This is a genomic window from Xanthomonas maliensis (genome assembly GCF_009192945.1).
Lineage (GTDB): Bacteria > Pseudomonadota > Gammaproteobacteria > Xanthomonadales > Xanthomonadaceae > Xanthomonas > Xanthomonas maliensis.
This window is the reverse complement of the sequence record NZ_NSET01000069.1, coordinates 1-13956: the sequence shown is the minus strand read 5'-3', so window position 1 is coordinate 13956 and position 13956 is coordinate 1. Positions and strand designations below refer to the sequence as shown.

Genomic DNA, 13956 nt, shown 5'->3' with positions numbered 1-13956 from the left:
GGAACGCCTGCGTCGGCCTCCTTGAGCGTGGCGATGATCTGTGTCTCGGTGAACTTCGATGTGCGCATGGGACCTCCTGACTTGGGAACGATGCCAGAAAGATCTACTTATGCGGTGTCTGCGGATCGGGGGAGCTTACGGCTACAACCATGTCTGATCAGAAGGGCGATCTACCTATTATTCATAGCGCATAAGCGACTGCCGATGCACGAAGGTGTTAAAGGTTGGCGCGTGCCCGATAATCCGCGTCCAGCCGGCGTGCGGCCTGCGACAACTGCTCCAGCACGCCGTCATTACAGACGACGTCATCGGCAATCGCCAGCCGTTGCTCGCGTGTCGCCTGTGCGCCAATCATGCGATCGGCCAGTTCGGCCGTCGCTCCGTCGCGCTGCATCAGCCGTTCGTGTTGCAAGGCCACTGGTACTTCGACGACGAGGATGCGATGGAGCCAGGGGTAGGTCGCGCGTCCACCGGCTTCGGCGAGCAAGGGGATTGCGACAACTGCATAGGTGCCCTGTGCAGCCAGCGCTGCGCGCTGCAGTTCGCTGCGGATGGCAGGGTGGGTAATGGCTTCGAGCGCGCGCCGTTGCGCGGTGTCTGCAAAGACGCGGTGGCGTAGCGCTGGTCGGTCCAAGGTTCCGTCGGGGAGCAAAATGCGATCCCCGAAGTGCGCAGCAATGGCGTCGAGGATCGGCCCCGGCGCCACTACCTGCCGTGCGACGATATCGGCATCGATCACCGGCACGCCCAGCTTTTCGAACTCGGCGGCCAGCGCGCTTTTGCCGGAGGCGATGCCGCCGGTGAGGCCGACGATGAAGTCGCTCATCGTCGTGCCGGGATCAACGCAGCCCTGCGAAGTGCAGGTAGCCGTCGATCAAGTCGTTGCCCCAGAAGAACACGACCCAGCCGGCGATGGCGAGGTAGGGGCCGAACGGGATCGGCGTGGCGCGATCGCGGCCCTTGACCGCCAGCCAGATCGAACCCAGCACGGCACCGACCAGCGAGGAGATCAGGATGATGGGCAGGATGCCCTTCAATCCGCACCAGGCGCCGAGCGCAGCCAGCAGCTTGAAATCGCCGTGGCCCATGCCTTCCTTGCCGGTGAGTTGCTTGAACAACCACCACACCGTCCATAGCGAGACATAGCCGACCGCTGCGCCCAGCAGCGCGGGCTTGGCTGGCATATACAAGTTGTCCATCGAACCGACCAGGCCCAGCCACATCAAGGGCAGGGTGAGTTGGTCCGGCAGCAGCTTGTGGCGCAGGTCGATACCCGACATCGCCACCAGAAAGCAGCTCAGCACGATCGCGCCGAAGCCCTGCCAGCCGAAGCCGAACCGCCAGACGCTGGCCACGCACAGCGCGCCGGTCAGCAACTCGACCAGCGGGTATTGGAGGGAAATGGGTTTGCCGCTATAGCGGGACTTGCCGCGCAGCAACACCCAGCTCAGCACGGGGATGTTTTCCCACCACTTGAGCTTGTCGCCGGTCACCGGGTCGTGCGACGGCTCGACGACCACGCCTGGCGGCGGCGGCTCGTAGATATCCGGCAGCTCCAGGATCTCGCGCGCATCGCGCCGCCACTGCCATTCCAGGCGCCGTGGCAGGCGCAGGATCACCACATTGAGGAAACTGCCGATCAGCAGCCCCAGTCCGGCCGCGGCGGGAAAGCCGAGGCCGGGATGCTGGTCGAGAAATGCCATTACGTTTTATCCAACCACTGCGCCGAGTTTGAAGATCGGCAAGTACATACCGATGACCATGCCACCGACAATGGTGCCGATGAAGACCATGATCATGGGTTCGAGCAGGCTGCTCAGTGCATCGACTGCGTTATTGACTTCCTGCTCGAAGTACTCGGCAACTTTGAACAGCATGGCATCGAGCGCGCCGGCTTCTTCGCCGATGGCGGTCATCTGGATCACCATGTGCGGAAACAGATTCACTTGCTTCATCGCCACATTGACTGGATAGCCGACCGAGACATCGTCGCGCATGCGCAGCACAGCCTCTTCGTAGACCGAGTTACCCGTCGCTCCGGCCACGATGCCAAGCGCTTCCACCAACGGAACGCCCGCCTTGAAGGTCACGGCAGTCGTTCTGGCGAAACGCGCGATCGAACTGTTATGCATGATCTGGCCGATGACCGGCACCTTCAAAATCAGGCGGTCCATGCCGTGCTGCATGCGAGGCGAGCGTTTGTAGGCAAAGAAGAACCCGACCGCTGCACCGGCTGACACAATCAGCATCAGCCACCACCAGGACACCATGAAGCGCGAGGCGTTGACGATCAACTGTGTAAATGCCGGGAGCTCGGCGCCGAAGCCGTTGAAGACCTCTTCGAACTGAGGAACCACCCAGATCAGGAGGATGGAGCTGACGATCAAGGCCACGGCCATGACCATGGCTGGATAGAACAAGGCCTTCTTGATCTTGCCTTTCAGGGCCTCGATGTTCTCTTTGTACGTGGCGATCGTGTCGAGCACGGTTTCCAGTACGCCAGCGCCTTCGCCTGCCCTGACCAGGTTGCGATACAGCTCGTCGAACTGGACGGGGTGCTTGCTGATCGATTCATGCAGCGATGAGCCGCCTTCGATGTCGGTGCGGACCTGCCCGACCAGTTGTTTCATCCGCGGATTCTTGTGGCCCTCGCCGATGATTTCCAGCGACCCTACGATCGGCACGCCTGACTTCATCATGGTGGCCATTTGACGGCTGAAGAACGCAATGTCCTTCGGTGTCACTTTCTTGCCAGCCGCACCAAACAGCGGTTTGGGCTTGACTTTCACAACAGTGGGGGTAATCCCCTGACGCCTGAGCTCTGCGCGGACCAGATTCACGCTGCGAGCAGAGTACTCCCCCTTCATTTTGACGCCACGACGGTCGGTCCCCTCCCACACATACGCCGGAAGCGGCTCGCTGGCGCTTGCTGACGCTTTGCTCTTGATGCTGCTACGTACTGCTGACATGTGCGCTCCCCATCCGCCATCCCCAGGCGGAACCTAGCAGGATGGTAGCCGGTTTCCGGCACCATTGGCAGCTCTGAGGCGGGGTGACAGGGTGTGACGCGCTGCGTCACTTTGGGACCGGGTGGGGCCTATTCGCAAGCTGGTCCCAAATCGGGACTTTGCCAAGTGCATCCCGCGAGAGCTCAGGCAATATACGTCCGGGGAGCGGTCAGGAGCCCTGCCATGATTGGCATGACTTCTGCATGGAACGCCCTGCACCCGGCAACTGCCGCGGGGCGTCGCAACGGACGCGGCGACTTTCAATCTACTTCACTCTAGGGGATTTCCATGAAGAAGCAGCAAGGCTTTACGCTGATCGAACTGATGATCGTGGTTGCGATCATCGCCATCCTGGCCGCTATCGCGCTGCCGGCTTACCAGGACTACACCGTGCGTGCACGCGTGTCCGAAGGTCTGGTCCTGGCCTCGGCCGCCAAGACGGTTGTCTCTGAAAACGCCAGCACCGGCACCAGCCCGCTCGGCCTGGGCTATAGCTTCAGCGCCGGCACCACCAACGTCAGCACGCTTGCGGTCGATGGCGCTACCGGCGTTGTTACCGTGACCATGACGCCGAAGGCAAAGAGCGTGGTCCTGACGCTGACCCCGGGTACCGGTGCCAACGGCGCCACCGCGCTGGCAGGTGGCACTGTGCCGGACGGCCCGATCAACTGGAAGTGCACCACCTCGTCGGACAAGAAGTACGTGCCTGCCGAGTGCCGTGGCTGATATCACCGGGATGTAGTGTTCTTACATCGCGTCTGTGTCACAAAGCCCTTCATCATGAAGGGCTTTTTTTTGGGGTGGCAAGCATGGGAAAGGTATGGTCCGTGCCAGTGATGATCGTCGTAGCGATCCTGGCGATCTATTGGCGTGTTCACGGCTTCGACTATGTATGGGATGACGTCTTGCTGTTTGTCGAAGACCCGAGTCTTCGTCAAGATGTCACGTTACAGTCGCTTTCCCAGCGCATTTTGCCTGGCGTCTCATATTTTCGCCCTCTGGTATTGGCCAGCTTTGCACTGGAGTTCAAGCTGTTCGGCGTGGATCCGGCTGTATCGCACATGGTCAATCTGTGCATCCACGTGCTCAACACGCTGCTGGTGGGGGGGCTTGCTTACCTGTTGGTGCGCGAATCTGCGGGTAAAAATATTTGGCGTGTCAGCGCCGCGATGGCGTTGTACGGCCTGCATCCCATCCTGGTCGAGCCCGTGGCCTGGGCAGCCGGACGCTTCGATTTGCTGGTCACTACCTTTGGCCTGTTGGGCTTGATCTTGCTTCTGGTGCCCGGCGCACGTTCCTGGCGCTATCCCTTGGTGGCGTTGACGTTTCTGTGCGCTGCGCTCTGCAAAGAGATGGCGATCGCCTTTCCGTTGCTCGCTTTTCTGCTGCTCTGGTGTCAGGAAAGTCCAGGTGTTGCGGTGCATCGGTATCTGCCGCTTTTTTTCCGCCGGCATGCCGTTTTGGTGCTTATCGTTTTCCTGGCGGGTATCGCCTATCTCTGGATGCGCTGGCGCTATCTTCCCGTGGGTGGAGAGTTGCTTGGCGCTCTGCCGCTGTCGCTGGGCGTGAAGGTGGCATTGATCGGCAATACGATTCTCTTCTATCTGCGGTTGGCGCTTTGGCCGTTTCCGATGATGAGCGTCATGCATCCGTTCGATCCTCTGCACATGTCCTCGTTGGCGTATTGGATGGGCATCGCAGTGGTTGTGGTTGTAGTTACGGCGGGGGCAGTGCTGTTGCGCCGGCCTTCCCGCGCCGGGCTGCTTGCTGGAGCGTTCCTCTGCGCCTTGCTGCCGGTGTTGAATATCGCGCCCCTGTCGATTGCGGGGAATATCGGTCACGCGCGGTTTCTAGCGTTTCCACTGGCCTTTCTTGCGTTGGCGGTGACCCAGTTGGATTGGCGGGGTTGGCCACTTTCTGCCCCAATGGCGCGAATCATGCCATTTTTGGTCGGTGCCCTGCTGACGCTGTTCCTTGCATTCGGCATGTTGAATATCAATATCACCTTGCCGCTCTGGCGCAACAACTTGACCCTGTGGTCCTGGATGTACCGGCAGGTACCAAACGATCCGCTCGCGTCCTTTAATTACTTGTCGGCGCTTAAGCAATACGACGATATGCAGACACTCGGGGAGCTCTTCGGGCAAATACAGCGCAGGCGTCCGCTTCTTCCCCAGGAGCGGCTGGTCTATGGTGATTACCTGCAGTCGCAGGGGCGCTATAAAGAATCTAATGCCGAATTGCTGAAATACCTGGACAGCGTCTGGGCGCCGCATAGGCAGGTGCTTCAGCGCTTTGGGACATTGGATGGCTACACCGTCGATAAGTCGATGGCAACCGCCAACAATTTGCGCTACGCATTTGGACTCTATGTAGAGAACTATTATGCGCAGGGAAGGTTCGATGCGGCGCTGGCTGCGGCGCAAACAATGCGGTTCTATGATGGTGAAAAATATGGGCCGACCTGGATCGCCTATGGGCGGGTTTATTACGCCCTGGGACGCTTTGCCGATGGCGACAAAGCATTTGAGCACGCAAAGAAGTTTTATCTTCCACAGGCAGTAGGGCAGCTCCCGGGCTGGCGGCAGAAGATGTTGCTCGAGGCCTGCCGGAAGAGCCCCCTGGCGAAGGGCCGGCCGCGCTGTGTGGAAGTGCTTGCGCAGTAGTGGTACGAAACCTGCATGTCCAGCATCGGGTCGACTTTGGGGGCAAAGAGTATGGGGCGGCAGCGTGGCTTTACATTGATCGAATTGATGATCGTTGTCGCAATTATCGCGATCCTGGCGGGACTTGCCGTCCCGGCGTACCAGAACTACACGATCAGGGCCCGCGTTGGGGAAGCGTTGGTGGTTGGAGGCACCTTCAAGGCCATGGTCGTCGAGAACATCGGCAACGCCAGCGCATTGACGAGCGCTGCCTGCGATAACGTGGCGGTGAGCGGGTTCAGTAGCAAGAACATCCAGACGTTGAGTTGCTCGGGGAACGGTGAGTTGACGGTGACCATGACGCCGGTGGCAGGCAGCGTTATCCTCGTCCTCGCGCCGTCCTACGGTCCCGATGGTGTCATCAGGTGGTCCTGCCGGCGTGTGTCAGGTAGCAATGCCCACGTTCCGGCAGACTGCAGGACATAGGCATCCATCGATTCAAGATCGAACAGGTAGGTATCAAGATGAATAGTGCCGTGGCAGTTAGCGCCAACCTGGTTGGGATCACCGGGATCGCCCGCCGCTTGGTACAGGATGGGGCGCTCGACGAATCCGCCGCCCGCGGGGCGATGGACCAGGCTGCTGCGGCCAAGGTGCCGTTGCCGCAGTGGTTCGCCGAAAAGAAGCTGGTGTCGGCGGCGCAGTTGGCGGCGGCCAATGCCGTCGAATTCGGCATGCCGTTGATGGACGTGTCGGTGTTCGATGCCAGCCAGAATGCGGTCAAGCTGGTCAGCGAGGAGTTGCTGCAGAAGCATCAGGTGCTGCCGCTGTTCAAGCGCGGCAACCGCCTGTTCGTGGGGGTCAGCAACCCGACCCAGACCCGGGCGTTGGACGACATCAAGTTCCATACCAATCTGGTGGTCGAGCCGATCCTGGTGGACGAGGACCAGATCCGACGGACGCTGGAGCAGTGGCAGGCCGGCAATGCGACCCTCGGGTCGGCGCTGGGGGACGACGACGAGGGGATGGAGAACCTCGATGTGTCGGCCGGCGACGAGGACATGGGCGCGGGCGGGGATTCCGGCGTCGATGCCAAGGGGGATGACACGCCGGTAGTGAAGTTCGTCAACAAGGTGCTGGTGGATGCGATCCGGCGGGGCGCGTCGGATATCCACTTCGAGCCCTACGAAGACGACTACCGCGTGCGCTTTCGGATCGATGGCCTGCTCAAGGGGGTGGCCAAGGCGCCGGTGAAGCTCAATCAGCGCATCGCTGCGCGCCTGAAGGTCATGTCGCAGCTCGATATCGCCGAGAAGCGGGTGCCGCAGGACGGACGCATCAAGCTCAACCTGTCCAAGACCAAGCAGATCGACTTCCGCGTCAGCACGCTGCCGACCCTGTTCGGGGAGAAGGTGGTGCTGCGTATCCTGGACGGCAGCGCGGCCAAGCTGGGCATCGACAAGCTTGGCTACGAGGCGGACCAGCAGAAGCTGTTCCTGGATGCCATCCACAAGCCCTACGGCATGGTACTGGTGACCGGCCCCACCGGTTCGGGCAAGACCGTGTCGTTGTACACGGCATTGGGCATCCTCAACGACGAGACGCGCAATATCTCCACTGCCGAGGATCCGGTCGAAATTCGTCTGCCTGGCGTCAACCAGGTGCAGCAGAACAACAAGCGCGGCATGACGTTTGCCGCGGCATTGCGCTCGTTCCTGCGCCAGGATCCGGACATCATCATGGTCGGCGAAATTCGCGACCTGGAAACGGCCGAGATCGCCATCAAGGCGGCGCAGACCGGTCACATGGTGCTGTCTACGCTGCATACCAACGATGCGCCGCAAACCATCGCACGTTTGATGAACATGGGCATCGCGCCCTACAACATCACCTCGTCGGTGACTCTGGTGATCGCCCAGCGTCTGGCGCGACGCCTGTGCAACAACTGCAAACGCAAGTCGTCGCTGCCGGAGAACGCGCTGCTGGCCGAAGGTTTCACGCCGGAGCAGATCGCCGCCGGCATCGAGCTGTACGAGGCGGTGGGGTGCGAAGACTGCACCGAGGGCTACAAGGGACGGACCGGCATCTACCAGGTGATGCCGATGACCGACGAGATCGGTGCGATCGTGCTGGAGGGCGGCAACGCGATGCAGATCGCCGAGGCGGCGCAGAAGATCGGCATTCGTGATCTACGTCAGTCGGCGTTGATGAAGGCCGCGCACGGCGTGACCAGCCTGGCCGAAATCAACCGCGTGACCAAGGACTAAGCGCCCTCATCCGCCCTTCGGGCACCTTCTCCCGCGAGCGGGAGAAGGGAGTTCTGGCTACCTTCTGCCTTGCGGAGATCAGTCGGGGGAGCGAGGCTTGAGCGAGGCTCGGTATCCGCGATTGGGGATTGGGGATTCGTAAAGGCGGGATGCCTAGGCCGTTCTGCCGCACCGAGGGCGATTGGGCGCTCGTAAAACGCCCATCTGGCAGATTCACTTTTACGAATCCCCAATCCCAATCCCCAATCCCCAATCCCCAATCCCGATCCCGATCCCGATCCCGATCCCGGCCTTCTTACTCCATCCCCAACTTCTTCAGCTTGTAGCGCAACGCCCGAAACGTGATGCCCAGTTGCGCCGCGGTCTTGGTCTTGTTCCAGCGGTTCTCTTCCAGCGCCTTCTGGATCGCGGCCCGTTCCAGCTGCTCGATGTAGGAAGGCAAGGCGGCCGACGCGGGGTCGATATCGACCACGGCCTCGCGCGGCTCGCTGCCATTGCCGGCGACGCCAGCCGGGAGGCGATGGCCGCCGTGGGCCGGCAGGCGCAGGTCGCTGGCGCCGATCTGGTCGTCCTCTGCCAGCGCCAGCGCACGTTCGAGAATGTTCTCCAGTTCGCGCACATTGCCCGGGAAGCCATACTGGTCCAGCGCATCCAGCGCCGAGCGGGCCAGCAGCGGAATCGGCCGGCCATGACTGCGTGCCAGCCGCGCGATGATCGCGGCGGCCAGCTGCGGTAGATCCCCCGTGCGCTCGCGCAGCGGCGGGACGCGCAGCTCGATCACGTTGATGCGGTAATACAGGTCGTGGCGGAAGTGGCCATCGGCGACCAGGTCGGCCAGGTCCTTGTGAGTGGCCGAGAGAATGCGGACGTCGACCGGCACCTCGCTGGACGCACCGACCGGCCGCACCGATTTCTCCTGGATCGCGCGCAGCAGCTTGACCTGCATCTGCAGCGGCAGTTCGGCGACCTCGTCCAGGAACAAGGTTCCGCCATGTGCTGCCTGGAACAGGCCGGGCTTGTCGGCGTGAGCGCCGGTGAAGCTGCCCTTCTTGTGGCCGAAGAACTCGCTCTCCATCAATTCGGCGGGAATCGCGCCGCAGTTGACCGGCACGAAGGGGCCGGCCGCACGGGCGCCCTGTTCGTGGATGGTCCGCGCGACCAGCTCCTTGCCGACCCCGGATTCACCGACGATGTAGACCGGCGCCTGGCTACGCGCGACCTTGGTGATGGTGCTGCGCAGGTGCTCCATGGCCGTGGAGGTGCCGAGCAGGCGGCTGGCCTGCTCCGGCGGCGGCGGCGGGGCCGGGGCGCGGTCGCGATTGCCCAACTCCAGCGCGTGCCGGACCAGGCCGCGCAGCACGGCGATGTCCACCGGCTTGCTGACGAAGTCGAAGGCGCCGGCCTTCAGCGCCTCCACCGCCAGGTCCATGCTGCCGAAGGCGGTGATCATCGCCACCGGCGTCTGCGGGTACAGGCGGGCGATCTCGGTGACCAGTTCGATGCCGTTGCCGTCGGGCAGGCGCATGTCGGTCAGGCACAGGTCGTAGGGGTTGCTGGCCAGCAGCTCGCGGGCTTCGGCAAGGTTGGCCGCGGTACTGATGCGCAGGCCCATGCGGCCGAGGGTGAGAACCAGCAATTCCCGGATGTCGCGCTCGTCGTCGACGACCAGTGCGCTTTTGGTTTCGTTCATGCGACGCACGATAGCCCAGCGTGATGACACTCGACAAATGCCGCGGTGTTGTCCTGCCTGCCGCAGCCGGCCCGGTCGCAAGTCGCATCGGCCCAACTGGCGCGCACAGACACTGCGTCGGCCGGGCGAGGGGCGCCCGAAGTAGTGCAGGCGCCCCGAGAGGTGCTGTCAGCGTCGCTCGGTGCGCTAGCGCCGCAACAGACTATTGGGGCCCTGCAGGATGATGCGGAAGCAGGCGCCTCCTGCCGGTACCGGAACGTAGTCGAGCTGGGCCTGGTTGGCGCGACACAGTTCCTGGGCGATGTACAGGCCCAGTCCGGTGCCATGCTCGGAGGTGGTGTAGAAGGGGCGGAACAGCTGCGCTGCCACCGCGTCCGGGATGCCTGGGCCGCGGTCGACCACGTCGATGACGGCGCGACGATCCAGCGCCTCCACCCGTAGTTTGACCCGCGCCGGCTCGTCGAGGACGCGGCCGTACTTGAGCGCGTTGTGGACCAGCGCGGTCAGGACCTGATGCAGGTGCTTGGGGTCGACCAGCGCGTGCACGCTGTGGGCCTGGATGCTTGCCTCCAGGATGTCGTTCTCCATCGACAGGGTCTGCCGGTACTCGACCACGAAGCGGCGCACGAATGTGGTCAGGTCCAGCGTTTCCGGGCTGGCGCGTTCGCGGCGGGCCAATCCGAGCACGCTCTCGACGATGCCATTGGTGCGTTGGCACTGCTGGTGGATGATCTGCAACAGGCGCCGGTCGGCGTCGTTGATGTCGGTCGATTCTTCCAGCAATTGCGAGGCGTAGTTGATCGCAGCCAAGGGGTTGCGGATCTCGTGGGCGAGGCTGGCCGAGAAGCGTCCCATCGCCGACAGGGTCAGCGATTCGGCACGCCGCGACACCACGCTGGCGTCGTCCAGGAACACCAGTGCCAGGTCGCTGTCGGCCAGCAGGCGCACGAAGCGCGGCTGCACCTCCGGGCTGTCCATTCCCAGTTGCAGCGGCGCTTCTTCCTGGCGCCAGCCGCTACGCCAGCGCTGCAGGCGGCGGGCCAGTTCCGGCGCCAGTTCCATCAGCGACATGCGCGGCAACGCCGCGTCCCGATCGCCTTCGCTGAGCAGGGCCAACGCCGCCTCATTGGCGAGGGTGATGTGGTCGTGGGTATCCACCACCAGCACCCCGGTTCGCAGCCGGCGGATGATCAGCTCGTTGATCTCGTAGAGGTTGGCGACCTCGACGCCGCGCTGCTCGGCCAATACCTGGTTGCTGCGCGCGCGCGTGGCGATCTGCTGGCAGATGTAGGCGACGGCGACGTAGCTGGTGGCGAACATCGCCAGTTCGGCCAGCGGTCGGGTGCTGCCGCCTTCCAGCAGGGTCCACAGGTACTCCAGCACGATGGCGGCGCTGGCGACCACCGACACCCCCATGCCGTAGCGCAGCCGCAGCAGCATGGAGGCGGCCGCCACGTTGAACAGCAGCATCATCGCGATGCCGGCACTGGCGCCGGGCAGGGCATGGGTGACCAGGGTCGCGGCCAGGATGTCGGCCAGCACCGCACCCAGCACCTTGGCGGTCAGGTGGCGGCCGCTGCGGCCCCAGAACAGCAGCGGGATCGCCATGCACAGATAGCCGATCGCCACCGCGGCCGCCAGGCGCGGAAAACGCGGCCCGGGGATCGCATCGGACAAGGGGCTGAAGACCAGGGCCGCGATCAGGCCCGCCACCAGCACTCGGTACAGCGAGAAGAAGTACAGCTCGCGCTGCGGTGCCGACTGCAGGCGGGGGAGGAGCGATGCGCTGGCGGGCACGCGGGGCTTCCCGGGGGAACGAGCCCGGAGTATAGGCAGGCCGGCGCGGCCCGGGGCGAGCGCGACCCATCTCAGGGGGCGAACCGGCCGGTATCGGGCGGCCAATGGTCGTGAATTTTGCGCCGCAGCGCGCGGTCGGCCACAATAGGCGGCCCGTTCGCGTCCCTGGACGCGGCCACCCCGGTGGTCTGCGTCGCACGCAGCGGTCGTTTCCTTTTCCCACGGTGACGCATGAATTTTCACGAATACCAGGCAAAACAACTGCTTGCCGAGTACGGCATTCCCGTTCCGGCCGGCAAGGTCGCGGCCACTCCGGACGAAGCGGTCGAAGCCGCCAAGTCGCTGGGTGCCGGTCCCTGGATGGTCAAGGCGCAGATCCACGCAGGCGGCCGCGGTAAGGCTGGCGGCGTCAAGTTCTGCAAGACCACCGACGACGTGAAGGCGGTGGCCGAGAAGCTGCTCGGCACCAAGATGGCCACCTATCAGACCGCCGGCGTCGAACTGCCGATCAACCTGGTCCTGGTGACCACGGCCGGCGAGATCGTCAAGGAACTGTACCTGTCGGTGCTGGTGGATCGCGGTACCCGCACCATCACCTACATCGCCTCCTCCGAAGGCGGCGTGGAGATCGAGCAGGTCGCTGCCGAGACGCCGGAGAAGATCCACACCCTCAACGTGGACTTCGTCGAGGGCGTGCAGGGTTACCACGGCCGCGACATCGGCTTCAAGCTGGGCCTGACCGCCAAGCAGGCCGGCCAGTTCGCCAGCATCATGGTCAACCTGTACCGCATCTTCAACGAGAAGGATCTGGCGCTGGTGGAGATCAACCCGCTGGCCATTCTCGACGACGGCAACCTGTACGCATTGGACGGCAAGTTCAACAGCGACGACAACGCCAACTTCCGCCACAAGGAATTGCTGGCGATGCGCGACAAGTCGCAGGAAGACGAGACCGAAGTGACCGCGTCCGAGCTGGACATCAACTACGTCACCATGGACGGCAACATTGGCTGCATGGTCAACGGCGCCGGTCTGGCGATGGCCACCATGGACGTCATCAAGCTCAATGGCGGCGAGCCGGCGAACTTCCTGGACGTGGGCGGCGGCGCGAACAAGCAGCGCGTCATCGAGGCGTTCAAGCTGATCCTGTCCTCGGACAAGGTCGAAGGCATTTTCGTCAACATCTTCGGCGGCATCGTCCGCTGCGACATGATTGCCGAAGGCATCATCGCCGCGGTCAAGGAAGTGGGCGTCAAGGTGCCGGTGGTCGTGCGTCTGGAAGGCACCAACGTGGAAGAAGGCAAGCAGCTGCTGCGCGACAGCGGCATGGCCATCATTCCGGCCGACAACATCAACGACGGCGCCAAGAAGGTCGTTGAAGCCGTCAAGAACGCTGCCTGATCCACGACACCAAGGAACTCCAATGTCTGTCCTCATTAACAAGAACACCAAGGTGATCGTGCAGGGCTTCACCGGCCAGCAGGGCACCTTCCACGCCACCCAGATGATCGAGTACGGCACCCAGGTCGTTGGCGGCGTCACCCCGGGCAAGGGCGGCACCACCCACATCGACCTGCCGGTGTTCAACACCGTGGCCGATGCCGTGCAGTCCACCGGCGCCGACGCTTCGGTGATCTACGTGCCGCCGCCGTTCGCGGCCGACGCGATCCTGGAAGCGGCCGCGGCCGGCATCAAGGTCATCGTCTGCATCACCGAAGGCATCCCGGTGCTGGACATGCTGCGCGTCAAGAACGTGCTGACCCGCTCCTTCCCGGAGACTGTGCTGATCGGGCCGAACTGCCCCGGCGTGATCACCCCGGGCGAGTGCAAGATCGGCATCATGCCGGGCCACATCCACAAGCCGGGCAAGATCGGCATCGTCTCGCGTTCGGGCACGCTGACCTATGAAGCGGTCAAGCAGACCACCGAAGTGGGCCTGGGCCAGAGCACCTGCATCGGCATCGGTGGCGACCCGATCAACGGCCTGAACTTCGTCGACTGCCTCAAGCTGTTCAACGAGGATCCGCAGACCGAAGGCATCATCATGGTCGGCGAGATCGGCGGCGATGCCGAGGAAGCCGGTGCCGAGTACATCAAGAGCCACGTCAAGAAGCCGGTCGTCGGCTTCATCGCCGGTGCCTCGGCGCCGGCCGGCAAGCGCATGGGCCATGCCGGTGCGATCGCGTCCGGTGGCAAGGGCACGGCCGAAGGCAAGTTCGCGGCGATGGAAGCTGCGGGCGTCAAGACCGTTCGCTCGCCGGGCGACCTGGGTGCTGCGATCGCTGCGCTGGTGAAGTAAGCACGCGTCACCTTTGTGTGCGTGTGTCGTAGAGGCCGCCTTCGGGCGGCCTTTCTTTTGCCCTCATCCGCCCTTCGGGCACCTTTTCCCGCAGGCGAGAGAAGGGGCTTTGCTGGGGGATTCTTTTGCCCTCATCCGCTCCTCGGGCACCTTCTCCCGCGGGCGGGAGAAGGGGGCTTTGCTGGGGGATTCTTTTGCCCTCATCCGCCCTTTGGGCACCTTCTCCCGCGGGCGGGAGAAGGGGGCTTTG

Annotated in this window: 11 protein-coding genes; 6 read left to right on the top strand and 5 right to left on the bottom strand. The window is 63.3% G+C overall.

All coding sequences use genetic code 11. The features are described from left to right. Window positions 1-217: 217 nt before the first annotated feature. The 3 genes from coaE to CKY51_RS20050 are packed head-to-tail and all read right to left on the bottom strand — an operon-like array spanning window position 218 to window position 2969. Window positions 218-826 (bottom strand): dephospho-CoA kinase, encoded by a 609-nt coding sequence (gene coaE / locus CKY51_RS20060; RefSeq protein ID WP_022972865.1) that lies wholly within the window; start codon window positions 824-826, stop codon window positions 218-220. A 13-nt stretch (window positions 827-839) separates the two neighbouring features. Beyond that, entirely contained in the window at window positions 840-1703 is an 864-nt protein-coding gene (locus tag CKY51_RS20055; RefSeq protein WP_022972864.1) for a prepilin peptidase, read from the bottom strand. A gap of 6 nt (window positions 1704-1709) precedes the next feature. Continuing rightward, window positions 1710-2969 (bottom strand): type II secretion system F family protein, encoded by a 1260-nt coding sequence (locus CKY51_RS20050; RefSeq protein ID WP_152249769.1) that lies wholly within the window; start codon window positions 2967-2969, stop codon window positions 1710-1712. A gap of 327 nt (window positions 2970-3296) precedes the next feature. Here CKY51_RS20050 and CKY51_RS20045 point away from each other — a divergent pair, with 327 nt between their 5' ends. The 4 genes from CKY51_RS20045 to pilB all read left to right on the top strand — a co-directional run bounded on the left by CKY51_RS20045 (window position 3297) and on the right by pilB (window position 7920). After that, the gene (locus CKY51_RS20045; protein ID WP_152249767.1) at window positions 3297-3734 is read left to right on the top strand and encodes a pilin; all 438 of its coding nucleotides are present in this window, start codon (window positions 3297-3299) and stop codon (window positions 3732-3734) included. Window positions 3735-3835: 101 nt separating this feature from the next. Next, on the top strand, window positions 3836-5674 hold the full coding sequence (locus CKY51_RS20040; protein ID WP_152249765.1) for a tetratricopeptide repeat protein: 1839 nt from the start codon (window positions 3836-3838) through the stop codon (window positions 5672-5674). A gap of 15 nt (window positions 5675-5689) precedes the next feature. Then, window positions 5690-6139, top strand: coding sequence for a pilin (locus CKY51_RS22850; RefSeq protein ID WP_152249763.1), 450 nt, complete (start codon window positions 5690-5692; stop codon window positions 6137-6139). Between the two features lie 38 nt (window positions 6140-6177). Continuing rightward, a complete protein-coding gene (gene pilB, locus CKY51_RS20030; RefSeq protein ID WP_152249761.1) occupies window positions 6178-7920 on the top strand; it encodes a type IV-A pilus assembly ATPase PilB in 1743 nt (580 codons plus the stop codon). A gap of 295 nt (window positions 7921-8215) precedes the next feature. Here the strand turns inward: pilB and CKY51_RS20025 are convergent, their stop codons facing one another. Beyond that, entirely contained in the window at window positions 8216-9610 is a 1395-nt protein-coding gene (locus tag CKY51_RS20025; RefSeq protein ID WP_022972249.1) for a sigma-54-dependent transcriptional regulator, read from the bottom strand. Window positions 9611-9796: 186 nt separating this feature from the next. After that, a complete protein-coding gene (locus CKY51_RS20020) occupies window positions 9797-11407 on the bottom strand; it encodes a sensor histidine kinase (protein ID WP_022972250.1) in 1611 nt (536 codons plus the stop codon). Between the two features lie 231 nt (window positions 11408-11638). Between CKY51_RS20020 and sucC the strand changes: the two genes are divergently transcribed. Continuing rightward, the gene (gene sucC / locus CKY51_RS20015; protein WP_152249757.1) at window positions 11639-12808 is read left to right on the top strand and encodes an ADP-forming succinate--CoA ligase subunit beta; all 1170 of its coding nucleotides are present in this window, start codon (window positions 11639-11641) and stop codon (window positions 12806-12808) included. A 22-nt stretch (window positions 12809-12830) separates the two neighbouring features. Continuing rightward, window positions 12831-13706: a succinate--CoA ligase subunit alpha gene (sucD, locus tag CKY51_RS20010; RefSeq protein WP_022972252.1), complete on the top strand. Its 876-nt coding sequence runs from the start codon at window positions 12831-12833 to the stop codon at window positions 13704-13706. Window positions 13707-13956 lie beyond the last annotated feature (250 nt).